Below are 24,284 nucleotides of genomic sequence, written 5' to 3'. Positions count from 1 at the left end.
GCCTGCTGCAGCAGGCATTCTTCCGCTATTACCGTATTCTCTATTACGGGTGCAGGTTACGCATAATTCATAAAACCAAAAAGCCGCAGCATGAATCGCTGCGGCCCTATTTTGTATAACTTCAGAATAAACGCCTTGCCGTTGTCATAAACGGATTAACGGGTGTAAAAGGCTTCCAGCTGACGAATCACTTCATTTAGATCATGGTCAATAATCGTCTGATGCTGCGGCATCGAGAACAGTGCCTGGATCGGCGCAGGGAACTCCTGCTCAATCTCGCACAGCACGATCGCTTCATCGAACTTGGCCGGATGGGCAGTTGCCAGCGTAACACATACCTCTTCCGGTGGACTGCATTGTTCGTAAGCAGCAATACCACAGGCCGTATGAGGGTCCAGCAGATAATCATACTCATTTTTATATTTGATAATAGACTGCAGACAATCCTGGTTGGAAGCTCCATACGCTGCAAAGTCACGCTGCACATGCTCCAGATCTTCTTCGCTCAGTACGATCTGGCCTTCGGTTTGCAGCTTCTGCATATAGGCGGAGACTTTAACTGCATCTTCCTTGAGGAAATAATACAGATACCGCTCAAAGTTGCTCGCTACCTGAATATCCATGGATGGACTGTGGGTTCCGCGGAATTCACCTGGCTGGTATTCGCCGGTTCTCACAAAACGCTCCAGAATATTATTTTCATTGGTCGCAATAATCAGCCGGTTGATCGGCAGTCCCATCTGACGGGCCAGGAATCCGGAGAAAATATTACCGAAGTTGCCGGATGGCACGCTGATATTGATTTTGCGCTCGCTGCCCTGCTCCTGTGCACGGAAGTAAGCATAGAAGTAATACACCGTCTGCGCCAGAATCCGTACAAAATTGATCGAGTTGATCGCCCGCAGATGATATTTCTTTTTGAAGGTGAGATCGGCAAACAAGTCCTTGATCATTTTCTGGCAGTCATCAAAGTTTCCTTTGACCGACAGATTCAGCACATTATCATCGTGGACAGTCGTCATCTGCAGTTCCTGTACTTTGCTGACTTTACCATGCGGATGCAAAATGCAAATCTTGATCCCTTCCTTGCCGCGCACACCCTGGATCGCAGCCGCTCCCGTATCACCGGAAGTCGCCCCCAGAATATGAATGATATCCCCGTTCTTCCGGGACATATAGGAATACAGTTCACCCATAAACTGCAGTGCAACATCCTTGAAGGCAAAAGTCGGTCCATGGAACAGTTCCATAATATAAAGAGAATCATTTATTTTCTTGACCGGCGTCACTTCCGGATGACGGAAATTCCCGTAGCTGCGTTCGGCCAGCTCGCGCAGATCCGCCGCCGGAATCTCATCATTTACATATCGCGCAAATATCTGCAAAAACAGATCGACATAGCTCAGCGAACTCCACTCACGAAGCTCTTCCGGCGAGATGACCGGCACCTGTTCCGGCACCATCAGACCGCCATCATCGGCCAGCCCCATTAATACCGTATCGATAAATCCTTTTGGCTCAACCTGTCCCCTGGTACTGATATATTTCATACATATCCCCCAATTGATTAATATTCAAGCCTGGATTCTGCAAAATGTACATTTTGCAGACCTGCGCTGTTCGGCATCAAACACGTTATTCCTATCATACCCTGTCACAGAACTGCATCCAAGCATTAATTTACTAAAGCCTTGCGGATAAGCTCCTTTATTTGTTCAACATATTATCATAAATCACATCTTTTGTGATCTGCAAATTTTTTATACTATCCTGCAGTTTAATCATACTATTTGGAAAAATGATATCCATCTTCTCCCAACTCTTCACTAACAAATCTGTAAAACCGATAAAGAATAGGTAAATTCCGATTAAACATAGAGAGGATAACAGCAGTGAAGAAACATAAAACTTGGAGTTATCTCGGATGTATGATTCTGATTGCCGCCCTTCTCCTGAGCGCCTGCTCCGGACAAAAGACTGCGGATACATCCGCCAGCAAGCCAAAATTAAAAGTTGGAATTCTTCTGTCCAATATCGGTCTTGGCGACCAATCGTTCAGCGATGGCGCATTCAAAGGTCTGATCAAAGCTCGTAACGAAGGCTCAATCCTGTTTGACTACAGGGAGATCGCCGAGACGGGAACCTATGACGAAGGATTGGAACAGCTTGTTACAGAAGGCAATGATCTTATTATCGGTCTCGGCTATTCCGTCAAAGAAAGCATAGAGAATGTTGCCAAAAAACACCCGGATCGTCAGTTCTTGCTAATCGATGAAAAGTCGGAATTAGCAAATGTCGCTTCCATTACCTTTAAGGAAGAAGAAGGCAGCTTTCTCGCCGGCGCCCTTGCCGCTATGGCCAGCAAAACCGGTCATATGGGATTCATTGGCGGGGTTGAATCTTCCTTACTCCATAAATTCCAGGCCGGCTATGAACAGGGGGCACGCGCTATCAACCCCGATGCCAGATTCTCGGTCAATTATACCGGTGATTTTGGCAAAGCCGAGCTGGGTGCAGCCGCTGCCAGAGAAATGATCACTCGTGATAATACAGACGTTATCTATACCGTAGCCGGGCTGACCGGTGTCGGCGGACTGCAGGAAGCCCAGAAACAGGGTAAATATTCTATCGGTGTCGACAGCGATCAGTTCTTCCTCGCAGAGAAGTCCGTTATCGCTTCCATGATCAAAAATATTGATGTAGCCATCTATAATGCTCTGCAGGACTACATGAAGAACAATGCCTCTTTCCCGCAAAAAGATATGGTGTTCGGATTGCAGGATGGCGGTGTGGGACTAACCCAAATTCATATATTGGAGCTGACCAAAGAGCAGCAGGCTAAAATGGAAGAATTGCAGCAAAAACTGATCTCGGGTGAAATCAAGATCACTATCCCGAATTCCTAATCCGGGACAGAATCCAGACAATAAACCCGATCACGGCATATAACGAATCTCATTGACTGAACCACGCGTTTGGAGACCAAACGCTGTAAATGGAGGCTAATATGAAACTACAAGGCAAATTGATGCTGAATGCAATGATATCGCTGGTCGCCTCACTGGTGCTGGTCGGCTATATCATTTTCCAGCTGCTTAGCATTAATTCCCAAAATAATAATCTGGTACCGGCCATGCTGGATGTTCAGCAGCTGGATGGGGATCTGGTACAGACCGGACAGGCGCTGAGCAACTTCTCCTTTTCCATGTCTGCGAGCAATAAAGCACTGGTAATGGATCAGCTTCAAAAAATTCAGACGACGCTGGATGCTCTCTCCAATGGCATGCTGCAGACTGCTGAAGAGCAAAAGCTGCTGGCAACCGCCAAAACCAAATTCCAGAAATTAAACGATGAATCCACAACAGCTATGAACAATATGAACAGCGCAGAAGCCAAGCGCCAAAGTATCCGTGTGGAAGGTATCCAAAATGATGTATATATGCTGGATCAGTTGACCAAAGCAGGCTACAGCGAATACACCAAGGATCTGACCAACAGTATTGATCTGACCTGGCAAATTGCCCTGGCTGGAGCTATTCTGCTGCTGATCGCTGTAGGCTGGTTCAACACCCATACTGCCCGTCAGCTCGCCAAGCGTGCCCATGTTCTCAATAATGCCGCCCAGCGAATTGCCGATGGTGACCTGACTGTAGAGCTTGCTCCGACCAAAGGCAAGGATGAACTGGACGAGCTGAACGCTTCTTTCCGTCAGATGATCAGCAACCTGCGCAGCATTGTCGGTTCAATTGGTCATGCCGGCAACCGTGTCGACGAGATGGCTCAGGATATTGATCGCAGCAATGACCGTATGCAGGAGATGGTGAGTCAGGTCGCCATCTCTGTAGAAGAACTGGCCATCGGCAGTCAAAAGGTGGCTGAAGATCTCAGTATGACTGTATCTGTCGTTGATAAAATGCAGCACAAATTCCAGGCTAACCTGGAAACAACCGCCGAATCCGCGATCTACAGTGAAGGCGCGATCCAGTCAATCGAGCACGGCAGCAGCCAGATGAAAGAACAGCTGCAGCTCGTATCCAGCAATCGTGCCGCCATGGCCGAAGTCGCCCAGACCGTGCGTGCACTGGAGACTAATGCGTCCGAGATCGCCAGTATGACCATGCTCGTATCCGAGATTGCTTCCCAGACCAATCTGCTGTCACTGAACGCATCGATTGAAGCTGCCCGTGCCGGTGAAGCCGGTCAGGGATTCGCTGTCGTCGCTGGTGAAGTCAAAAAGCTGGCCGATCAGTCGGTGACTGCCGCCAGCCAGATTTTCAAAGCGGTTGATTCCATTACTTCGGCAGTCAGCCAGGTACAGGCTTCGGTCTCTCAGAGTCTGACATTGTTCCAACAGCAGGAGCAGGCAACCGCGTCGACCGATGCTTCCTTTGCTGAGATCAGCGAGCAGGTCAAGCAAATTGCCGGTCAGGTCAACAAACTGGCCCAGGATATGCAGACATCGCATGAGCTCAGCAATCAGGTACAGCAGGCGATTGAAAATATCAGTGCTATCACCGAACAATCCGCTGCAGGCAGCCAGGAGATCACCGCATCCACTGTGGAACAGCAGCAGGCCTTCCGCCAGTCCGGCGAGAAAGTCAAAATGCTGCGCCAGATCCGTGAGGAAATGCAGCAGGAGCTGGATCGCTTCCATATGGATGCATCCACTGCATCCACGGTATCTGCTGCTGCAGACGATACAGCAGGCAGCGCTTCTTCTGCAGCTTCCACTGTACCCACAGCTGCACCACAGGCCTGATTACCAATCAGCCAGCAGACCGAATGGATTACAATTTCGTTTGTATACTATGCAAAAGCCGCTCCGGAATACCGGGCGGCTTTTATTTATGCTCTATACTTTTTGTTTATCCTCCATAGATATATCGCTTTATCTGCTGCCTTCAGCCTCCGATATGCGACATCTCTACCCGCGGTCCATCCTGATCGCGAACCGCCGAGTCGCTTCCGCGCTCCAGCGAGTACTGGTCATGCCGGTTGGTCCAAATTCCGGCTACCGCCCGAGCGACCTCTTCATCCGTCTGTCCGGAGCGCAGCAGTGCACGCAGATCATGACCTTTGGTCGCAAACAGGCAGGTATACAGCTTGCCTTCCGCTGACAGGCGGGCACGTGTGCAGGTCGAACAGAATGCTTCGGTGACGGAAGAGATGAATCCCACCTCTCCTTTGCCATCCACGAAGCGGTAACGTGTTGCCACTTCGCCTTCATAGTTCGGTGCGATCGGCTCCAGCGGCCAATGTGCGCCGATCCTGTCCAGCAATTCCTGCTTGCTGACGACATGCTGACGGTTCCATCCATTCGTATTGCCTACATCCATATATTCAACCATCCGCAAAATATGACCGCGTTCACGGAAATACTCTACCATGGGTACCACTGCTTCTTCGTTAAATCCCTTTTGCACGACCATGTTCACCTTTACCTGCAAGCCTGCATCCGCAGCAGCATCAATCCCGTTCAGCACCGGCTGAACCCGGCTGCGTCCGCCGTTCATTTTCAGGAACATGTCGTCTTCCAGGCTGTCCAGGCTGACCGTAATCCGGTGCAGACCGGCTGCACGCAGAGCTGCAGCTTTGCGGGCCAGCAGACTGCCGTTGGTAGTCAGGGACAGATCTTCAATATCCAGTGCGGCCAGACGCTCTATGATGCTGACCAGATCCTTGCGCAGCAGCGGTTCCCCGCCGGTAATACGCAGCTTGCGAGTCCCCATCCCAACAAAAATGGCAGCGATCCGGCCGATCTCCTGCTCACTCAGCATATGTTCATCCGGCAAAAAGGCGTAGTCTTTGCCGAATATTTCTTCAGGCATACAATACCGGCAGCGGAAATTGCAGCGATCTGTGACAGAGATCCGTAAGTCTCTTAATATACGGTTATGCTGGTCATAGGCTGTCATCGTATCTCCTCCAATCATCGCTTGCTTAACCTGGTCGATCCAAACAGAACCGAATTTTCCATTCCCTTATGCAGTGTATGCTGCTCATGGTTGTTCCTTTTAGAATAGCATAGAATTTTGCGCTTTGTCCGCATATTCACGGATTCTTTGTGGATGGGTATAGACATTGCAGCTGTCATTGCGCACAAAGCCAACTGTAGTGATGCCGAGATGATCCGCCAGATCAAGCGCCAGTGCAGTCGGTGCCGATTTGGATAAAATGACTTCACAGCCAATCTTGGATACCTTGGTCAGAATTTCGGAAGAAATCCGCCCGCTGAAAACGATGATTTTTCCCTGCATGCTCATCTGATGACGCAGACACCAGCCGTAGATTTTATCCAGAGCATTATGGCGACCGATATCACTGCGGCTCAGCAAAATATGATCCGGTTCACAGAGTGCAGCTGTATGTACCCCGCCTGTGCGCTGAAACAGCTCCGCTGACTGCTGCACCTCATCCATCAGTTCAAAGCACTGTTCAAACGATACACGCACATGGATATCGTCCATTTTCTTGGCTGTGCGGGCATCGTTAAAAAAAACAAATCCCTGCCGGCTTGTCCCGCAGCAGGAAGTAATATAGCGTTTGGTGAACAGCTGACGATGCTGCGGATTCCAGCGGTCAGTATGCACATGTACATATCCGTGCTGCTCTTGCACCCATAGTTCCTGGATATCACTGTACTGCTGAATGACCCCCTCGGAAGCGAGAAAGCCTATAGTCATATCTTCGATATATTCGGGGGTACAGACCAGGGTCACAAACTCTTCGCCGTTGACCTTGACCGTCACCGGCTGTTCGGATACGACAATATCCGGCTGCTCGGTGAACTGACCTCGTTGATAGCGGACAATGCTGCGCTGCTGCTGTACGTTATGCTCCATCATCTCATCCCTGTTCGCTGTTTTTTTTCGAAGGCATAACAAAAGATCCATTCCTGCGCTGCCTACTGTAATATCGGTAAACCAAACCGTTCATTTCGAACCGTCTCTTTTTCAGGTTTATCCGTCAAAAGACCAGTCCTCCCCGTCAATATCCCGCATGGATTCATCCATTTCAGACGTTCGAAATTATTTATAACAGCATATACAGCAAAAAAAACTGACGCTCAGGGGAGGGCGTCAGCTTTTTATATCAACTGTCTAACCGGTATTTGGCAGATACTGGCTGGACAAGGGGTTTTTGGCCGATCTGAAAGGGGGGACTTCCGGTCAGCTTCTTACTTTTGTGGAACAGTCAGTTGGTAGCCGGCAGGCAGCAGGTTGTTGGCAGCAACCAATTCGTCTACAGTCACACCATATTGAGCAGCAATTTCAGTCAGGCTGGCACCTTGTGGAACAACAACAGTGATTGGGGATTTAACATCTGTGTTTTCTGTAGCAGCAGGTGTAGTTGTTGCTGATTGTTCTGGCGTTGTGCTGTTGTCTTCTTTGTTAGTACCGAACAATTTGTTGAATTGTTCTTCCTGTGCAGCTACGAATGCAGCGTTGTTGGCAAGATTTTCATTTCTGTCTTTGCGTTTGTCATGGCTGGACTGGCTGTCAGTGGCAGCGAAAGCATGGCTGCCTCCGATTGGTGCTACAACGGCAACGGCTCCCAGACTTGCTGCTAAAGCGGTGGACAACATAACTTTTTTGAATGTACTGTTCATTTTAAATTGCTCCTCTTTTTTAATTTAATATGATAATCTTCTTTAAATAAGTAATATGTGTTCATTTCGTAACTTTATGAATTGATAATACCATTAATTAAAGAAGATTGCAACCCTATTTAAATATAATTTAATTATATTGGGCAAAATTAATTTCTTTACTATATTGGTAACCAACCTAACTATATTCTAAACACTATCTATGTAAATTACAAATTTAGATAGCGATTGATCAATAATAGCGATAGGCCTAGCCTGTTTGATTTACCGGTTATCCTTTTTATTAAATGCCAACTGTAGCACCATGCGCTTCCTCTCTCCTGTACCAGGTGTACGGAATTGCAAAAAATGCTACAATACGTAAGGTATGTTACTTGGAAAATACAACATCAGCAGATACGATGAATACGACTGATATGTATATGATGGAAAGTGAGGAATTCAATTCTATGATTATTAAACCCAGAACACGCGGATTTATCTGTACGACTGCTCATCCGGACGGCTGTGCACGTCAGGTTCAGGAACAGATTGACTATGTACAATCCCAGCCCCGAATTCAGGGACCACGCAATGTGCTCGTCATCGGTGCTTCTACCGGCTACGGACTGTCTGCACGCGTTGTTGCCGCTTTTGGTGCAGGTGCGAATACGATTGGTGTATACCGTGATGGAGGCTCTGTCAAAGGCCGCACCGCTTCTGCCGGCTGGTACAATTCTGCCGCATTTGAAAAAGCTGCTGATGAAGCAGGTCTGAAATCCTTCAGTGTTATTGGCGATGCCTTTACCAATGAATTAAAAGCCAGCACCATCGAAGCGATCCGCCAGGAATTCGGCAAAGTCGATATGGTCATCTACAGTGTAGCCGCACCACGCCGCACCGACCCAAATACCGGCGAGACGTATACATCCACCCTGAAGCCTATTGGAGAGACCTATACCAATAAGACGGTGAACTTCCATACCGGTGAAGTGACGGATATCAGCATCGAACCGGCTAGCGACGAAGAGATCGAAGCGACCGTACGCGTTATGGGCGGCGATGACTGGCAGTCCTGGATGGACCAGCTGAGCGCAGCCGATGTGCTGACCGACGATGTAGTGACTGTAGCCTTCTCCTATATCGGTTCGGATATTACCCAGGCGATCTATCGTCAGGGCTCGATCGGACGTGCCAAGGATCATCTGGAAGCGACTGCACGCCATATGAACGAGCAGCTTGGCTCTAAAGGCGGACGTGCCTATGTCGCTGTATGTAAAGCACTGGTCACTCAGTCCAGTTCTGCGATTCCGGTCGTGCCGCTGTACATGTCCGCCCTTTACAAAGTGATGAAGGAAAAAGGGCTGCATGAAGGCTGTATCGAGCAAATGTACCGGATGTATGCGGATCGTCTGTATACCGAAGGTGAGACACCGGTCGATGAGAAGCAGCGTCTTCGTCTGGATGACTGGGAGATGCGTGAAGACGTACAGACCGAAGTTACCCGGATCTGGAACGAAATCAGCACGGACAATGTATACGAGCTGACGGATCTGGAAGGCTATCGCAGCGAATTTTTCCAGCTATTCGGCTTTGAGACGGACGGTGTGGATTATGAAGCCGATGTCGATCCGGATGTAAAAGTACCGCATACACGCTAAGCAGCCGCTGGCTTATTGGTGGTTTGTTCTAAAGTGACCTCGCTTATTAGTCGCTTGGACAAGTAAAAAAGCACGTTCTCCTGTAAAGGTGAACGTGCTTTTTGCTTTATGATGAAATATTGTACCGGATGCACTATGACGTAATGTTACTGCCATAAGCTGCAGTTCTCAGTTGGTGCCATAGACGGTATACTGCTGCCTTGGGATATATAATGATACAGCCTTACATCCTGTTCGCTTGAAATTATACTTTGAAACGGTGTACGAGTACCTGCAGTTCCTCGGCCAGATCGGTCAGGGACGAAGCGGAATACATAATTTCTTCACTGGAAGCCAGCTGTTCTTCGGTAGCTGCAGCAATTTCCTGGGTGCTGCCGGAGATATCGCGTGTACCCTGGTTGACCTGGTTCATCGCCTGGGCAGATTCGGTAAAGTCCTGATTCATCTGTACGGTATGCTGTGCAATCTCATTGGTTTTGCCGGAAATGTCCTCTACAGCTTGCAGAATACGGGTAAACTGCTCCACAGTGGAGCGGGTCACTTCGCTGCCTGCAGCCACATCCGCCTTGACGGTCTGGATAGCGCCCAACGTAGATTGGGTCTCTGTCTGAATGCGGGTAACCAGATCCTTGATCTGCTGGGTAGCTGCAGCAGATTGCTCTGCCAGTTTACGCACTTCATCGGCTACAACGGCAAAGCCTTTACCATGCTCGCCGGCACGGGCTGCTTCGATAGCCGCGTTAAGCGCCAGCAGGTTGGTCTGCGCAGAAATCTCATTGATCAATGTAGTCATCGAGTCAATCTGGCTTGCATGATTGGCCAGTGTGGATACACTCTGGTCTGCCTGATCGACAGACTGATGAATCGAGCTCATCTGGTCGCCAACCTGACGAATGGAATACGATCCTTCTTCGGCTTGCTGACGCATCGTGTTGGAGAAATCCGCCATATCCGTAGCATTGACGGAAATGGTCGACAACTTATCAAGCGAGTTCTGCAGCGTCACACTGGTACGATCCAGCTCACGGGTCTGACGACCTGCCTGATCGGCAATAACCTGCATCGATTCGGCTACCTGCTGAGTAGTCGCTTTGGACTGACCGGCGCTCGCAGAGAATTCCTCTGCCGATGCTGCGACCATTTCTGAAGAAGCCCCAATCTGACTGACAATATCACGCAGAGAAGCAACAAACTTGTTAAAGCTTCCTGCCAGTACACCAAATTCATCCTGCTGCTTGATCTGGATCTGCTGGGTCAGGTCGGCTTCGCCTTCGGCGATATCCATCATCTGCTTGTTCAACAGATTAAGAGGCTTCAGAATCGAGCGAAGCAGAATAATACCCAGTACGATTCCGACTACGGAAGCAGCGATCGTCACAATCAGCAGAATCAGATTGCTCAGCTTGGCATGCTGGTCATTGTTTGCTTTCAACTGGGTCACATCATTAGCCAGTTTGTTAACCAGTTCATCAACCGCCGGAGTAAGCACTTCCTTGCGCAGTGTACGCTCTTCTCCAAAGTGCAGTGAAGTGGCAGCCTGCTCGTCCTGCGCACGCAAGGCCACCATTTTCTCATTCATGGCAATCGCCTGAGTGAGGATATCGTTCAATTTCTGTGCGGAAGAGAGATATTCCTGGCCATAAGGTGACTGCTGGATCACTACCAGTGTCGTCTGAATGTCCTGGATTTTCTTTTTCATTCCGTCTGCGTAATCCTGTTTCCCTGTCAGCAAATAACCGCGTTCATCATTGGAGAGTCCGGAGAGCAGGAATTCCAGCTGCTTGGTGTGCTCCTGTAATTCCATTTTCCCCTGCAGCATACTGCTTTGTTCAATCGACTGTGCAATAGTAGTAACGGACAGTGTGCCGCTGCCCAGAATAGAAATAATGAGTATGGATAGAATCAATATAAGTCTTGTTTTTACCTTCATTTCATTTTCCCCCGAGTAGTTGTTCTGTAACTAACTTTATTATCGGGTTTTTTACAATATAATTTAGTTAAATTTTTTGGTGTAATACGACTTAATTTCCTACTATAGACATATTATACATTTCTAATGTATATAGATCTAGAGAACTATTTTCGACAAAAATCGCAAATTGTGTGATTGGGTTAATGAAATCAAATTATTTGCCTTATTTAACGTTGTTATGTGAAGTCATCGCTTTATATGTATGTTGTTTATATTATTCCTCTTTTGTATCGAATTTCAATAATTCGTAACTTTATAAGCAGATTTTTTTTATTTTATACGATATATTTAAATTATTAAAATTTTTATTACTTCATGTCAGGGAGATCCGAAAATACTGCTTGTCCTGAGGTAATGAACTGGAGGAACTGTAACGATGTTCAAAAATGCCATGTCTTTGCTGCGAATCGTCGGTAATGTGGAAGCGCTATCCTATTTGCTGCTTGTCCTTGTAGCCATGCCGCTCAAATATTGGGCCGGTCAGCCGCTGATGGTTACCTATGTTGGCATGATCCACGGTGTGCTGTTTGTCAGCTATGCTGCGGTTATTGCCCTCACACTAATGATTCGCAAGTTAACCTTCAAGCAGGCGATACTTGCCATGATCGCTTCCATGCTGCCTTTTGGACCGTTTATCTTTGATCGCTATCTCAAGCGTCAGGAGCCAACACTCGTACCGGAAGCACGTATCCAAAAAGGATAAGAATAGGATTAGGTACGTAATTATCATTCTACGGCTATGGTAACATAGCCGTTTTTGTGCAGTCTGTGTACAATAACAAAGAGATCTATACATATACTCTGAATCACAGGAGGACAAAATGCAGGTTCCTTTGGAAACGCCGCCCTTGGCTGCCGAGCCTCTCTCCATGCTGGGCAGGCTGCTCTCTCCTGTTCGGCAATCACGGGCATTCACCTATCTATGGCTCGGACAGCTAATCGCAATGCTGGGCAGTTCGGTTACAATGATTATTCTGCCGATTGTGGTATACAACCTGACCGGCTCCACGACGATGATGGGACTGGCGATGACGATCTACATCCTGCCCAATGTGCTGGTGCTTCCCTTATCCGGCTGGATCGTGGATCATACGGACAGGGTGCGGCTTGTGCTGTTCACCAATACGGTGCGATTTGCCATCATGTTCACAGGAGCTATACTGATCTTCACCGATCAGCTGACCCTGCCTCGTCTGTATACCGGATTGGCCGTATACGGACTGATGGATGGTATCTTCAATCCGGCCTATGCGGCGCTGCGGGCGGAAATATTCACGCCGGATATTCGTAATGCTGCCAATGCACTGACCCAGATGAGTATACAGGGTGTGCGGCTGCTTGGCCCTTCGCTGGGAGGACTGCTGGTGACTTTCACCTCGCCGGGCAGCGGCTTTGCCCTCGATTCACTCACTTATCTGATCTCGCTGATCTGCTTTATGATGCTGGGTCGTCAGTTTGTATCCAGTCGGCGCTCTGCCGTGGCAGCCAGTCGATGGTCTGATGAGGAGGATAACAGGGGCATTAAGCATACCAGGCCCGATCCGGCTCGCGCTTCCATCTGGCAGGATCTGCTGGAAGGTGTCTGGATTCTGAAAAAGGTACCCTGGCTGTGGATCACTATTGTTATCTTTTCCCTGCTGAATATATGTTATCAGGGCATTATTGCGGTGATGGTTCCATGGCTGTTCAAAGTGCATCATCAGCTGACACCGCTGCTGTATGGACTCGCCATGGCTGCTACCGGGATAGGAGCGATTATCGGAGCGCTGATCTTTGGCTCGCGAATTCACTGGCGTCGGCGCGGCTGGATCGGTTACGGCGGTGCACTGCTCAGCGGAATCGCCCTGTTCCTGCTGTCGGTCATTACCTGGACACCCGGACTAATTATGGTCATGATGCTGGAAGGATTCGGTCTGATGATGTTTGCACTCGTCTGGGAGACAAGTCTGCAGGAAATGGTACCAACCGAGAGCTTTGGACGGGTGGTCAGTCTGGATATGCTCGGTTCGTTTGCCCTGCTGCCGGTCGGTTATCTGCTGGTCGGATGGCTGGCAGACCAGATTGGCGGCATTCTTACGATTGGCATATTCGCAGGCTCCGGTATGCTGCTCGTCATCCTCGGATTATGTATACCGGCGATCCGGCGATTCGATTAGGCTGGATCGGCGAGCATGAACATGTAACAGGTATGATACTGCTCGATAGGCATAAAAAAAGAAGCATCATCCCGTAGAATCCGCTTCTTGTGTTTGATCTTTTGCATTCGTTCCTGCTTGCTCGGGGTAATGCGTGTGTGCTGCGATATCGCTGCGAATTCCTGATTGGATCTGCGCTCGAGGGTTGAAGCAATGCTGCCGCTTCGCAGTGCTTTACGAATTGCTTTTTGTGTCTGTGTACGTGCCATTTATGATTCACTCCCAGATTATAATATGTGCCTAACACTCTTATTTTACCACTTTTATCCTGAATATCCCAGTATATAATTCTTATTATGATGTTATGAAATGAATCAAATAGCGAATGATATGTTAATTAATTTTACATATTATTCGCTATTTTTTTGTTTTCATGTTCAATTCATGCCAGAATGATTGTGCAGTTTATTAAAACAGTGAAATTTTGCTGCTTTTAGCCATTCTATAATGTTATAAAATGCTACATAAACTTATGCGAAATAAAGGAGGCCTTTTATGTCCTTTTTCAGATCCCTGTTTTTTCAGATTATTGTAGCTGTCATTATCGGTATTGGAGTCGGGATGCTCTGGCCAGGCTTTGGCGCCATGCTGCAGCCGCTTGGCACCGGATTTATCAAACTAATCAAAATGCTGATCGCTCCACTGATTTTCCTGGTTGTGGTTGCAGGTATTGCCAAAGCAGGCAATCTCAAGGCGGTAGGACGGATTGGTCTCAAAGCGATCATCTGGTTTGAAATTGCGACTACAGTTGCCCTGGTGCTTGGACTGGCTGCTGCCAAATGGATGCGGCCGGGAGAAGGAATGAATATCGATGCCAGTACGCTCGATCCCAATGCGGTAGCTGCCAAAACAAACGGAGCAGAGCTGCCGCATACGGTGGATTTTATCCTGAATATTATTCCGACCAGCGCTGTAGATGCCTTTGCCCAGAATGCACTGCTGCAGGTGCTGCTGCTGGCCTGTCTGTTCGGTACGGCACTGGCGGCGAGTGATAGTGTCCTCAAGCATAATGTGCTGACCCTGGTGGATCAGATCATGGAGCTTGTGTTCCGGGTAATCGGTTATATTATGAAGCTGGCTCCGATCGGGGCATTCGGCGCTATTGCCTATACGGTTGGCGCATACGGCGCTTCGACCCTGGCCTCCTACGGCATGCTGATTGTTGCCTGCTATGCGTCTGCGCTTGTCTTCCTTGTCTGTCTTGGACTGGCGGCATGGTGGCTGACCGGAATGAATATGCTGCAGTTTATCCGTTATACCCGTTCGGAGATTATGCTGGCGATCGGTACGGCATCTTCCGAAGTGGTGATGCCGCGCATGATGGACAAGCTGACCCGGGCAGGCTGCAACCGGGCGGTTGTGGGGCTCGTTGTGCCGACAGGGTATTCCTTTAACCTGGATGGCGCTTCGATCTATCTGTCACTGGCGACGGTGTTCCTGGCGCAGGCTGTCGGAATTGAATTGACACTGACCCAGGAAATTACGATTCTGGCTGTGCTCATGCTCAGTTCCAAAGGAATGGCCGGGGTACCTGGATCGGCATTTCTGGCATTATCCGCTACAGCTGCTGCGCTGAATGCCTTCCCTGTCGCTGTCGTCGCCCTGCTGCTCGGTGCTGACCGGTTCATGGATACAATGCGTGTATTCACCAATCTGATGGGCAATTGTGTAGCAGCCTTTGTCGTGGCCCGCTGGGAAGGGATGCTGGACACCGACCGGATGAAAGCCGTTTTGTCCGGCGAGATCTCCGCGGACGAACCTGCCAGGGATACGGAAAAGAAAATTCACCCCGATCCTCTCTCCCCTGCAGGCGAAATGGCAGTGGACGCCTATCCCCATACGGTACTGCCCGAGCCGCGTCCCGGTTCGATCTAATCGATAGCTGGATGACAAAAAAGAGCTACTGTCATATGGACAGCAGCTCTTGTCTATTTATTTTATGGATAATCAGGAATTCAGTGTAATCGTTCTGCCTTCTGCCTGGGATTGGAAAGCAGCCAGAATAACATTCAGGGAACGGCGTCCTTCTTCACCTGAAATGATCGGTGCCGTGCCGGTCTGGATACAGCTGATGAATTCGTCCATCACACCGCTCGCCACCTGCTTGTCATTGGTGGCAATCTCGCCGATCTGGTAACGCTCCACTGTGCCGTTGCGCAGCTCCACGATCACCTGATCCACCGGATCGGTACCGATCTTCATGACACCGTTCTCGCACCATAGTACCGTACCATTATCTTCGCCACGGTAGGATGTCCAGCTCGCTACAAGGGAACCAATCGCGCCGCTGCCCATACGCAGCAAACAAATGGCATTATCATCCACATCCGTATCGGTTTTATCAAGAGTTCCAATAAATGCGCTTACGTTAACCACTTCATCCTCCAGCAGCCAGCGGATCATATCCGACTTATGTACGCCCAGATCGCCCATTGCACCCATGATTGCTTCACCTTTGCGGAAGAACCAGCTGTTCTTGCCGTCGATACTCCAGCCTTCCGGACCACCATGTCCAAATGCGGTACGGAAAGTCAGCACACGGCCCAGATGACCCTGCTTGAGGATTTCTTTGGCTTTGAGATGCGGAGGCATGAGACGCTGATTATGTGCAACCATCAGGAACACATTGTTTTGCTCAGCCGCTGCGATCATATCACGCGCTTCTTCATCTGTAGTAGCCATTGGCTTCTCGACCAGTACATGTGCACCTGCTTTGGCTGCTGCAATGGATACTTCCGCATGCAGTGCATTCGGCGTGCATACGCTTACAGCATCGAACCCACCAGCCGCCAGCAATTCTTTATAATCGGCATAGGCTTTGGCATTATACAAATCCGCATAGCCCTGTGCTCTCTCCAGTACCGGATCAGCAAAAGCGACCAGCTCTACATCCGGGTTGGCTGCATATTCCGGAATGTGACGACGTTCCGAGATACTGCCGCATCCGACTACTGCTACTCTGACTTTACCCATGAATCCCATTCCTCCTAGAATTGAAGTGAAGTGCTCAACAGTTATATTATCGAATTCCTGTCTATTAATCCAGCACCTGGACAATAATTACCCAAATTTGGATGTTAGCATAACAAAAAGCAAACCTTGCAAACAACTTGCCGCTTGTTTGTAAGGTTTGCCCTATTCGATCTATAAGATTACGATAATTTTATTGCATTCGGCATCCAGCTGCTCCGCAAGAAAGTTGCTCCTGTCAGGCAGTCACCGGAGCTCATTTCCGATCAGATGTTTTCTCCACTGATCCGGCTCATAAATTGCTGTGCACGAGCACTCTGCGGATGATTGATCACCTGATCCGGCGGTCCCTGCTCGATAATATGTCCGCCATCCATCAGAATCACATGATCCGCTACGTCTGCAGCGAACTTCATCTCATGGGTAACAATAACCATCGTGCGGCCTTCCAGAGCCAACTGCTTGATTACACCCAGTACTTCGCCGACCAGTTCGGGATCGAGCGCAGAGGTCGGTTCATCGAACAGCAGTACATCCGGCTCCATCGCCATTGCACGGGCAATGCCGACGCGCTGCTGCTGTCCACCGGACAATTGGTGAGGGTAGTAATCGCCGCGATCACCGAGTCCCACTTTGTCCAGCAGTCCCTGAGCGGTTTTACGAGCCTGTTCTTTGTTCTTTTTCTGAACGACGACAGGGCCTTCCATAATGTTCTCGATGACTGTTTTGTGCGGGAACAGATTGTACGATTGGAATACCATTCCGGTACGCTTGCGCAGCTCGGTCACTTCACGTTTGGACAGTTTGCCTCCCGGCTGAAAGTCCAGCGTCCGGTCACTCAGTTTCATCTTGCCCTGATCCGGCAGCTCCAGCAGATTAATACAGCGCAGCAGCGTTGTTTTGCCTGAGCCGGAAGGTCCGATAATAGCCAGCACTTTTCCTTTTTCCAAATCTACATCAATGCCCTTCAGCACTTCCAGGGAACCAAATGCCTTATGCAAATTGCGTATCTCCAGCATCATCGTCGAATCACTCCTTTGCCATGAATTAGCAGTATACCTTGTATATTCAGCCCGATATACTCAGGCTGCGTTTAGTTCGAAAGTGAACGGCCGAGCCGCCTCTCCAGGTAACTCTGCAATACGAACAGTACCGAGGTGAAAATAAGATAGATTACAGCAGCTTCCGCATACAGAATCAGCGCTTCATACGTACGGGCCACCACCTGCTGTGATTTATAAAACAGTTCAATATACGTAATGCTGGAAGCCAGCGAGGTATCCTTAACCAGTCCGATAAAGGAGTTCGCCAGCGGCGGTACCGATACACGAGCGGCCTGGGGCAAAATAACCCGGCGCAGCGCCTGTCCGCGTGTCATACCGATCGAATAGGCTGCTTCCCATTGTCCCTTCGGTACCGACTGGATCGCAGAACGTACGATCTCCGATCCGTACGCCCCTACACTCAGGGAGAAACCGATCAGCGCCGCCACAAAGGCAGGAAGGGTAATACCGATCGTTGGCAAACCATAAAAGATAATAAACAGCTGTACCAGCAGCGGTGTTCCCCGGATAATCCATACATAGACACGGGCGATAAATTTCAAAATACGTATGCCGGAGATTTGGGCCAGCGCTGTCAGTACAGCCAGTACCAATCCAATCGCAAAAGAACTGAGCGCAAGCGGGATGGTATACTTCAGTGCGGCTTGAAATAAAGGCCAGAACGAGTCAAGTACAATTTGAATCTGGCGGTCATCCATCGCTATTCCTCCTCAATGTAAAATATATTTTCGGGTATTCGCATCCGTTCAGATGAATTCGCATAAAAACACAATATCTTGACGTCCCTCAGGAGCGTCAAGATATTGTGCTGCAGCAGACGGAGTCTGATTACCTCAGTTCTCTGTCATTTATCCAATTATTTGGATACATCTTCACCAAAGTACTTTTTGGAGATTTCCAGATAAGTGCCATCGGCTTTCATCTCCTGCAGCGCTTTGTTGACAGCGTCTACGAGATCCTGGCTCTTCTTGTTGAAAATCGCTGCACTTTGGGAAGCATCCTCCTGCTCGGCTACCACTTTGATCGGTGCATCCGGCTGTTGTTTCTTCATATCCAGATAGGATAAATTGTCATTCACCGTTGCATCGGCACGTCCGGAAGCCAGCAGCTGTACAGCCTGCGGGAATCCATCAGCGGCTACGAGTTCCGCACCGTTTTCTTCGGCAATTTTACCAAAGTTACTGGTCAGGGACTGAGCGGATTTTTTGCCTTTCAGATCGGTAAAGGCCTTGATATCGGTGTTATCTTCACGTACAATCAGCACGCCTTTGGAAGTGATGTACGGATCGGAGAACAGATACTTCTCCTGACGTTCAGGCGTTACGCCTACTTCATTAAAGACCGTGTCAAAACGGTTGGCATCCAGACCTGCGATCATGCCGTCCCATTTGGCTTCGACAAATTCAGGCTCTACGCCCAGGCGTTTGCTCACTTCTGTTGCAATATCCACATCGAATCCGGTCAGCTTGCCGCTCTCATCATGGAAAGTAAACGGCGCGTACGTGCCTTCTGTACCGATGCGCAGTTTACCGCTGGCTTTAACCGATTCCAGAGTGGCTGCACCGGAGGAAGCTGGCGCACTCTCGGTCGTTGCAGCCGATTGATCTGTTCCGCTGCCTGTTGTCGCTGTATTCGAGCTGTTACCGCATGCTGCAATCACCAGCATGGTCAGGATCAGCATTAGAGTTAAAGAACCCCATTTTTTCATTTGTAAGACTCCCCTCAAATTATGAATGTTATGAATATCTATACATTCGGCTCTATGATAAGCCCTTCGGTCGCTGTTTGTTGAAACTTCCGCAATTCATACGTTAGTATTTCCTCACCTGGTCTCAAAAAATAACGAACTGCAAATTGTATAGTACACCGTCTGACATTATCCGTCAACTCTTTTTCCGATAAAAATGGTTGGTTTAATTAATTTATCATAATTCGCCCCATTTGACTATTTGATAAATAACAGCAGAGGAAGAAATTGTGACCATTCAGCAAATACATTTCACATCTTTCATAGACCAAAATCCGCTTATTCAAACATTCTGTGAGTATATACATGATAATGTTCTTTATGAATAATATGCACAATTGCCAAATGAACGCTCAAAAGGTTGTTAACATTGACATGGATGACACTGGAATATATTTTGCGGGTTGTTGTCGCCGGCGTATGCGGTCGGTATTGGAGTTACTGCGCTCATACTGATTGTGCAGTTCGCCATGCATGGCCGCAGTGCGCCTGTGCTCGGTGCCAAATCGTATACGCTGTCTGTCAGTCTGGTCAATCATACCGATCCGGCCGGGCTATATCGTCAAGCTGTATTACGAGACCAACACACCGACCCGGAACAATTCGGATATTCCCGATGCCCATATCCAGTCGAACATCGAACTAAAGGTAGAGATCAAGTTTCCTGCGTCAATGCGTACTTCGGACGTGATGCTGATCCTGCAATCACAGCCGGATGCACGCCGAATTAATCTGGACTAAGCCAGCACAAAGACGCCCATCCTGCACAAGGATCGGCGTTTTGCTTTGCTATCGTTCTGCTATTTCTTCTGCTGCAGCATCTTGATCTGGTTCATATGATTGAGAATATACAAATAATGCTCGGATTTCTTGTCGCCATTGTAGATCAGTTCATCAATATTCTGATTTTGCTTGCTGGACAAATCCGCGATATTGGAAATGTTTCTGGCGATGCCGTTGATGCTTTTTAGCTGTGAAGACTTTACAGCCTGCAGCTGACGGTTCACTTCCGCTTCGGCAGTCATCACACTCTCAAAACTCTCGGCCGAACGCTGCATCGTATCACTGGCTACTTTCACAATATTTTTTCCTTTGTTGGATTCCAGACGGATCGATTCGAGGATAGTGTTCATATCTCCGAGCAAATCCAGAATATCGGTAGCGCTTTTTTTCGTCGTATCGGACAGGGACTTGATTTCACTGGCAACCACGGCAAATCCCCTACCTGCTTCTCCGGCCCGTGCAGCTTCGATCGAGGCGTTCAGCGACAGCAGATTAGTCTGGGTCGCAATACTCGTGATAGTGCTGGCGAACTGATTGATCTCTTTGTATTTCACTTCGATCGCATTGAATACGGCAACCATATTCTCGAAAACGCTGGAGACTTCGTTCATGTTGCCTGCAGACTGATTGACCAGATTCTGCGTATCGACGATCGTATCCTGCGAGACTGCGATGCTGGAGGCTACTTCATTAATAATCGTCTCGGTCTCTTTGTCCAGATCGTGCAGCACATTTTCGATGCTTTTAATTTCTGTAGTTGTTTCGTTCAGGGAAATTGCAGCCTGCTTGAATCCGTAGGTAATATTTCGCTCCTCGGCCAGCACCAGCTGAATGTTTTTCTCGATTTCGTTGGTTAACATATATACATAAGGCAGCGCCGAAAATGGTTTCTCGGCCTGTACCTGCTGAGTTGGTGGTGTAAATTCAACAGCATTCGATTTTTTTATTTTAAATACGCTTTTCAGCATTTTCATTCCCCCTATTCAAACGCCAGAAGTACCATCGTCTGGTTAAAATGCTTGTTATGGATCTGTTCGCCATAGCTGATAAAGCCCGCCTGATTGCGGCTGACACTTAGCAATTTATCATCCAGTATTTTCCATGTGTTTTCGCTTTTGAACTTCAGGCTGCGCAGAATACAATGAATAGACAAGATAAAAGATGGCTTAAACTTTATCGCATTTAGCGTTTCCTGGAAGCACTGATGTACATCCAGCGGCTGCAGCACATCTACATACGTATTGGGTGCAATCTGGGAGTAGAAGGTGATCGACTTGTCCGGGTTTACTTTCATCGGTGAGGTAATATACGTGCTGTCCTTGATCACTTTGCCCAGCGGATTGTTCATAAATGCCTTTTCCAGCTGATTCTCCGGGATACCGAGCACACTGGCATATTCCGTAGAAGCCGGACGATTGTTAAATGTGCGTACGAGCCGGTTCAGAGGCTCCGCATCAGTCACGAGCAGACGCTCACCTGTCGTGTAGTAGAGATTTTCCTTGAGCAGCTGGGTTCGTCTCGGCCAGTTAAAGTACAGGGCCACACCGTTTACTTTTTGGCTGCCGATATAGACAGCAGTTTCCTTGAATTTCACATAGTCGCCGGAGCTGCCGCCGATGACCTTGAACTTCTCATCCATAAAGAAGAGTGTTGTCATGACACTCTCTTCCTGCCCGGACAGTCCGTCATACAGAATGAACATAAATGCATTGGGATTGTGGCGCACTTTGTTGTAACCGGATTGGAGTTCGTCGATGCTGAGAATCGCTGGTGACTTGATCTCGATCAGTTCTACCAGATCACGCTGGTAGGCGAATCCGCTGATAACGCCTTCTTTAAATCCTTCGGAAGTATATTCGCCGGCGGTAGAGCAGAGCACCACATGTTCTGTTGCGAAAGTGCTCAGTTCTTTGACATTTTCTACTGTCGTGAATAACACGATCCCTTTATCGGGATTGGAGTGAATGTATTCTTTGGCCTGTCCGGTTGTTTTAAAATATAGTGATTTCATCGTATCTTCCTCTCATCACAAAGTATCGCCTAAAGTTCCATACATCGATGCATTCTGAATTGCATTCAACCATAAAATAACTAAGTTAGTGGAATATATACCTTGGACAAGGATGCCAATCAAAGCGTAACAAGTATTCTTTTTCTAAAATAAAAACTGCCATGCTGCAAACGATTTATCAAACCTATGTCGTATGCAGCATGACAGTGTCATCAGCAATTTATTTAGTTATCGGTTTTGTCTCGACTAAAATTTACATGCATTGAACATAATATGACAATTTTCACCAATATGAGTTATGTTCATTAGAATCTTTGTTTCAGTTTGTCGAATTGTTCACGTACCCGGTCACGGATATCTTCCATTTTGTGAGGAAGTTGGCATATCCATATGCCAGGTTGTTATTTATGTAGATTATTTTACAGATAAAAAGAGGATATTAAAAAAACTGCCCGATTCAGGTGACCGGGTCAGCTTTCTTTATGACGTTGCATGAGCAGGGACCATTCTTTTAAAACTTTGAGCAGTTCCGGGTATTCAGTGAATTCACTTTTTTTGTTGATCTGATTGGCAATAGCGAGACATTTGGACATGTACTCAATGCCTTCAGAGTAGTTGGCCTGACGAAAATGATATACTGCGAGTTGACGGTATAATTGCTCAAATCTATCTATATTGATGCTGTTTGTATAATATCCATTATTATTTTGAAGATCTTCTTTCATCCTTTCAATAATTGGTAAAAATTCTGTAATAACACGATCTACTAAAAAATTATGTTTATTAGCAGCATCCAAGATTATCATTAAACCAGGAAGCGCTTCATTATAATTAGTTCTTAAAAATTCTACATATTCTGGCAATAATTCTTGATTTCCTATTAAAAGATGCACAGCAAAAGAATTGCCTTTAGCAAAATGAGTTAGTTTTAAGACTTCTTTTTCTCCTATTTCATCTAATCCATCAAACCAACTTAAGTCTTGGTAGCCAGAAATATATTTTAAACCTTCTTCGTATTTTCCCTGTTCAACTAAAGAATTACTTTTTAAAACATAGCCTTGACCATAATAAACAACTAGATGTCTTTCAGTCTTTAATCCTGGTTCTTCATGATTATTGTTTAAATAAAATTTACTATTATAAACTTCTATAGCCAATTCACGTAATTTATCAGCGAAAAACTCTGACTTGTCCCATATATGCTGATTATAATAAACATTAGAAATTTTCATCAGCGCATCTAATTTATAACCCACTGGTAACTTCTGCAAATAAGGTTCGCAAATAATGGCAGCCCGTAGGTTAATCTCCAAATTCTCGTTTTGACTCAAACAAAAAATTCGATACTGACTTACGGCTAGACGCTCAGCCTGAAGATATTTTTCACTGTTAATTACATGTTGATAAAAAGGTATCAACTCTTCGCGATGTCCTTTGCTGTACCATTCCTCTGCTGCATCAAATACAGCTGCTGTTTGATTAAAATCTTCTACTAACCAATTCAGCGCCTGTTGTATAAGTTCATTTTTATTTGATTGCATACAACGATACAAGAAATTTTTTAGCCTTCTCCAATGAGAAACCTCTCGATCAAAGCACTCCTCCAGATATAATTCATACAACCAACCTTGCTCATATTCTAAAGCTTCTGCAATTTTATCCATTTGTGGAACTGAAGGCAGCTTAGCAGGATTACTATTAAGGATAAGACTGAGCGTACCGCGATTCATTCCTGAAATTTGACTGAATCGGCTTAAATTTTAGCCTTTCTGTTGGATCTCATACTCTATAATAGAACGAATATCGTTATTCTTTCTCATTTTACTGTCTCTCCTTACTTAACTGGGTAAATAGAAATCTACTTTGTTCCCTCCTGTCCATTATACATATTTATAAATTTATATACCTTTTACTATAGTTTTTCACTTCCTTTTTTACTTAATAAGTGACATTTGAGTGATTAATAAAGAAACCTCGGAGCTCTCGAGGAGCTCCGAGGTTTACAGGTTGAATTTGCTGCTGTCATACATGCAGGCATAGCGGTTGAATTCATTCAGCGTTTGATCCAACTGCTGGGATTTGACCAGTACCCGATGATCCGAGAAACCGTACTGCTCCACCAAATAATGAAGTTCTTCACGTTCCTGTTCAATCCTTTTTAGGCATCCGATCATGTCCACCTGTCATCCCTTCCTCTGGTTCCATAATATTCTTTTATATTCATCATATGTTTTTTGTGTTTATCTTAAGTTTTACTGGGCCTATCCTACTCTTGGTAAAGCTGCGCTTAACG

At 47.2% G+C, this 24,284-nt stretch carries 21 protein-coding genes; 7 read left to right on the top strand and 14 right to left on the bottom strand.

All coding sequences use genetic code 11. The annotated features are described in order from the left end of the window. Positions 1–155: 155 nt before the first annotated feature. A complete protein-coding gene (gene thrC / locus M1D61_RS06165; protein WP_458121574.1) occupies positions 156–1,550 on the bottom strand; it encodes a threonine synthase in 1,395 nt (464 codons plus the stop codon). A gap of 378 nt (positions 1,551–1,928) precedes the next feature. Between thrC and M1D61_RS06160 the strand changes: the two genes are divergently transcribed. Both M1D61_RS06160 and M1D61_RS06155 read left to right on the top strand, forming a co-directional pair. Further along, the gene (locus tag M1D61_RS06160) at positions 1,929–2,906 is read left to right on the top strand and encodes a BMP family lipoprotein (RefSeq protein ID WP_458122427.1); all 978 of its coding nucleotides are present in this window, start codon (positions 1,929–1,931) and stop codon (positions 2,904–2,906) included. 101 nt (positions 2,907–3,007) lie between these two features. Continuing rightward, positions 3,008–4,759: a methyl-accepting chemotaxis protein gene (locus M1D61_RS06155; protein ID WP_458121573.1), complete on the top strand. Its 1,752-nt coding sequence runs from the start codon at positions 3,008–3,010 to the stop codon at positions 4,757–4,759. Positions 4,760–4,901: 142 nt separating this feature from the next. Here the strand turns inward: M1D61_RS06155 and moaA are convergent, their stop codons facing one another. From moaA to M1D61_RS06140, 3 genes are all read right to left on the bottom strand, one after another. Continuing rightward, positions 4,902–5,915: a GTP 3',8-cyclase MoaA gene (gene moaA / locus M1D61_RS06150; RefSeq protein ID WP_458121572.1), complete on the bottom strand. Its 1,014-nt coding sequence runs from the start codon at positions 5,913–5,915 to the stop codon at positions 4,902–4,904. A 99-nt stretch (positions 5,916–6,014) separates the two neighbouring features. After that, complete coding sequence (fdhD, locus tag M1D61_RS06145) at positions 6,015–6,842, bottom strand: formate dehydrogenase accessory sulfurtransferase FdhD (protein ID WP_458122426.1); 828 nt, start codon at positions 6,840–6,842, stop codon at positions 6,015–6,017. A 335-nt stretch (positions 6,843–7,177) separates the two neighbouring features. Then, entirely contained in the window at positions 7,178–7,609 is a 432-nt protein-coding gene (locus tag M1D61_RS06140; RefSeq protein ID WP_458121571.1) for a LysM peptidoglycan-binding domain-containing protein, read from the bottom strand. A gap of 449 nt (positions 7,610–8,058) precedes the next feature. Between M1D61_RS06140 and fabV the strand changes: the two genes are divergently transcribed. Then, complete coding sequence (fabV, locus tag M1D61_RS06135; RefSeq protein ID WP_458121570.1) at positions 8,059–9,249, top strand: enoyl-ACP reductase FabV; 1,191 nt, start codon at positions 8,059–8,061, stop codon at positions 9,247–9,249. Positions 9,250–9,493: 244 nt separating this feature from the next. On the opposite strand, the gene M1D61_RS06130 is transcribed toward fabV, so the two are convergent. Then, the gene (locus M1D61_RS06130; RefSeq protein ID WP_458121569.1) at positions 9,494–11,179 is read right to left on the bottom strand and encodes a methyl-accepting chemotaxis protein; all 1,686 of its coding nucleotides are present in this window, start codon (positions 11,177–11,179) and stop codon (positions 9,494–9,496) included. Positions 11,180–11,597: 418 nt separating this feature from the next. On the opposite strand from M1D61_RS06130, the gene M1D61_RS06125 reads away from it, so the two are divergent. Both M1D61_RS06125 and M1D61_RS06120 read left to right on the top strand, forming a co-directional pair. Continuing rightward, complete coding sequence (locus tag M1D61_RS06125; protein WP_458121568.1) at positions 11,598–11,924, top strand: DUF3817 domain-containing protein; 327 nt, start codon at positions 11,598–11,600, stop codon at positions 11,922–11,924. 166 nt (positions 11,925–12,090) lie between these two features. Continuing rightward, a complete protein-coding gene (locus M1D61_RS06120; protein WP_458122425.1) occupies positions 12,091–13,377 on the top strand; it encodes an MFS transporter in 1,287 nt (428 codons plus the stop codon). On the opposite strand, the gene M1D61_RS06115 is transcribed toward M1D61_RS06120, so the two are convergent. Further along, positions 13,374–13,625, bottom strand: coding sequence for a hypothetical protein (locus M1D61_RS06115; RefSeq protein ID WP_458121567.1), 252 nt, complete (start codon positions 13,623–13,625; stop codon positions 13,374–13,376). The genes M1D61_RS06120 and M1D61_RS06115 overlap by 4 nt on opposite strands. A gap of 286 nt (positions 13,626–13,911) precedes the next feature. Here M1D61_RS06115 and dctA point away from each other — a divergent pair, with 286 nt between their 5' ends. Next, on the top strand, positions 13,912–15,291 hold the full coding sequence (dctA, locus tag M1D61_RS06110; protein WP_458121566.1) for a C4-dicarboxylate transporter DctA: 1,380 nt from the start codon (positions 13,912–13,914) through the stop codon (positions 15,289–15,291). A gap of 72 nt (positions 15,292–15,363) precedes the next feature. Here the strand turns inward: dctA and M1D61_RS06105 are convergent, their stop codons facing one another. The 4 genes from M1D61_RS06105 to M1D61_RS06090 form a co-directional block, all read right to left on the bottom strand. Further along, complete coding sequence (locus M1D61_RS06105; protein WP_046213482.1) at positions 15,364–16,389, bottom strand: Gfo/Idh/MocA family protein; 1,026 nt, start codon at positions 16,387–16,389, stop codon at positions 15,364–15,366. 263 nt (positions 16,390–16,652) lie between these two features. After that, on the bottom strand, positions 16,653–17,405 hold the full coding sequence (locus M1D61_RS06100) for an amino acid ABC transporter ATP-binding protein (protein ID WP_458122424.1): 753 nt from the start codon (positions 17,403–17,405) through the stop codon (positions 16,653–16,655). Between the two features lie 74 nt (positions 17,406–17,479). Beyond that, positions 17,480–18,148: an amino acid ABC transporter permease gene (locus tag M1D61_RS06095; protein WP_458121565.1), complete on the bottom strand. Its 669-nt coding sequence runs from the start codon at positions 18,146–18,148 to the stop codon at positions 17,480–17,482. 158 nt (positions 18,149–18,306) lie between these two features. Next, entirely contained in the window at positions 18,307–19,158 is an 852-nt protein-coding gene (locus M1D61_RS06090) for an amino acid ABC transporter substrate-binding protein (RefSeq protein WP_458121564.1), read from the bottom strand. Positions 19,159–19,671: 513 nt separating this feature from the next. Between M1D61_RS06090 and M1D61_RS06085 the strand changes: the two genes are divergently transcribed. Beyond that, positions 19,672–19,938, top strand: coding sequence for a hypothetical protein (locus tag M1D61_RS06085; RefSeq protein ID WP_458121563.1), 267 nt, complete (start codon positions 19,672–19,674; stop codon positions 19,936–19,938). Between the two features lie 59 nt (positions 19,939–19,997). Here the strand turns inward: M1D61_RS06085 and M1D61_RS06080 are convergent, their stop codons facing one another. The 4 genes from M1D61_RS06080 to M1D61_RS06065 form a co-directional block, all read right to left on the bottom strand. Further along, entirely contained in the window at positions 19,998–20,948 is a 951-nt protein-coding gene (locus M1D61_RS06080) for a methyl-accepting chemotaxis protein (protein ID WP_458121562.1), read from the bottom strand. Between the two features lie 11 nt (positions 20,949–20,959). Beyond that, on the bottom strand, positions 20,960–21,991 hold the full coding sequence (locus M1D61_RS06075) for an FIST signal transduction protein (protein WP_458121561.1): 1,032 nt from the start codon (positions 21,989–21,991) through the stop codon (positions 20,960–20,962). Positions 21,992–22,461: 470 nt separating this feature from the next. Further along, positions 22,462–23,721 carry a DNA-binding protein gene (locus M1D61_RS06070; RefSeq protein ID WP_458121560.1) on the bottom strand — a complete coding sequence of 420 codons (1,260 nt, stop codon included), beginning with the start codon at positions 23,719–23,721 and terminating at the stop codon, positions 22,462–22,464. Between the two features lie 270 nt (positions 23,722–23,991). After that, positions 23,992–24,165, bottom strand: coding sequence for a Spo0E family sporulation regulatory protein-aspartic acid phosphatase (locus tag M1D61_RS06065; RefSeq protein ID WP_458122423.1), 174 nt, complete (start codon positions 24,163–24,165; stop codon positions 23,992–23,994). Between the last annotated feature and the right edge of the window lie 119 nt (positions 24,166–24,284).

The organism is Paenibacillus sp. Z6-24 (genome assembly GCF_054161335.1).
Note: the sequence above shows the minus strand (reverse complement) of the source record. Positions and strands in the feature narration are given on the sequence as shown.

What these genes read in the sequence shown, in the direction of transcription:
- thrC (WP_458121574.1), bottom strand. Translation starts at nt 1,550, where the DNA reads ATGAAATATATCAGTACCAGGGGACAGGTTGAGCCAAAAGGATTTATC.
- M1D61_RS06160 (WP_458122427.1), top strand. Translation starts at nt 1,929, where the DNA reads ATGATTCTGATTGCCGCCCTTCTCCTGAGCGCCTGCTCCGGACAAAAG.
- M1D61_RS06155 (WP_458121573.1), top strand. Translation starts at nt 3,008, where the DNA reads ATGAAACTACAAGGCAAATTGATGCTGAATGCAATGATATCGCTGGTC.
- moaA (WP_458121572.1), bottom strand. Translation starts at nt 5,915, where the DNA reads ATGACAGCCTATGACCAGCATAACCGTATATTAAGAGACTTACGGATC.
- fdhD (WP_458122426.1), bottom strand. Translation starts at nt 6,842, where the DNA reads ATGGAGCATAACGTACAGCAGCAGCGCAGCATTGTCCGCTATCAACGA.
- M1D61_RS06140 (WP_458121571.1), bottom strand. Translation starts at nt 7,609, where the DNA reads ATGAACAGTACATTCAAAAAAGTTATGTTGTCCACCGCTTTAGCAGCA.
- fabV (WP_458121570.1), top strand. Translation starts at nt 8,059, where the DNA reads ATGATTATTAAACCCAGAACACGCGGATTTATCTGTACGACTGCTCAT.
- M1D61_RS06130 (WP_458121569.1), bottom strand. Translation starts at nt 11,179, where the DNA reads ATGAAGGTAAAAACAAGACTTATATTGATTCTATCCATACTCATTATT.
- M1D61_RS06125 (WP_458121568.1), top strand. Translation starts at nt 11,598, where the DNA reads ATGTTCAAAAATGCCATGTCTTTGCTGCGAATCGTCGGTAATGTGGAA.
- M1D61_RS06120 (WP_458122425.1), top strand. Translation starts at nt 12,091, where the DNA reads ATGCTGGGCAGGCTGCTCTCTCCTGTTCGGCAATCACGGGCATTCACC.
- M1D61_RS06115 (WP_458121567.1), bottom strand. Translation starts at nt 13,625, where the DNA reads ATGGCACGTACACAGACACAAAAAGCAATTCGTAAAGCACTGCGAAGC.
- dctA (WP_458121566.1), top strand. Translation starts at nt 13,912, where the DNA reads ATGTCCTTTTTCAGATCCCTGTTTTTTCAGATTATTGTAGCTGTCATT.
- M1D61_RS06105 (WP_046213482.1), bottom strand. Translation starts at nt 16,389, where the DNA reads ATGGGTAAAGTCAGAGTAGCAGTAGTCGGATGCGGCAGTATCTCGGAA.
- M1D61_RS06100 (WP_458122424.1), bottom strand. Translation starts at nt 17,405, where the DNA reads ATGCTGGAGATACGCAATTTGCATAAGGCATTTGGTTCCCTGGAAGTG.
- M1D61_RS06095 (WP_458121565.1), bottom strand. Translation starts at nt 18,148, where the DNA reads ATGGATGACCGCCAGATTCAAATTGTACTTGACTCGTTCTGGCCTTTA.
- M1D61_RS06090 (WP_458121564.1), bottom strand. Translation starts at nt 19,158, where the DNA reads ATGAAAAAATGGGGTTCTTTAACTCTAATGCTGATCCTGACCATGCTG.
- M1D61_RS06085 (WP_458121563.1), top strand. Translation starts at nt 19,672, where the DNA reads ATGGCCGCAGTGCGCCTGTGCTCGGTGCCAAATCGTATACGCTGTCTG.
- M1D61_RS06080 (WP_458121562.1), bottom strand. Translation starts at nt 20,948, where the DNA reads ATGCTGAAAAGCGTATTTAAAATAAAAAAATCGAATGCTGTTGAATTT.
- M1D61_RS06075 (WP_458121561.1), bottom strand. Translation starts at nt 21,991, where the DNA reads ATGAAATCACTATATTTTAAAACAACCGGACAGGCCAAAGAATACATT.
- M1D61_RS06070 (WP_458121560.1), bottom strand. Translation starts at nt 23,721, where the DNA reads ATGAATCGCGGTACGCTCAGTCTTATCCTTAATAGTAATCCTGCTAAG.
- M1D61_RS06065 (WP_458122423.1), bottom strand. Translation starts at nt 24,165, where the DNA reads ATGATCGGATGCCTAAAAAGGATTGAACAGGAACGTGAAGAACTTCAT.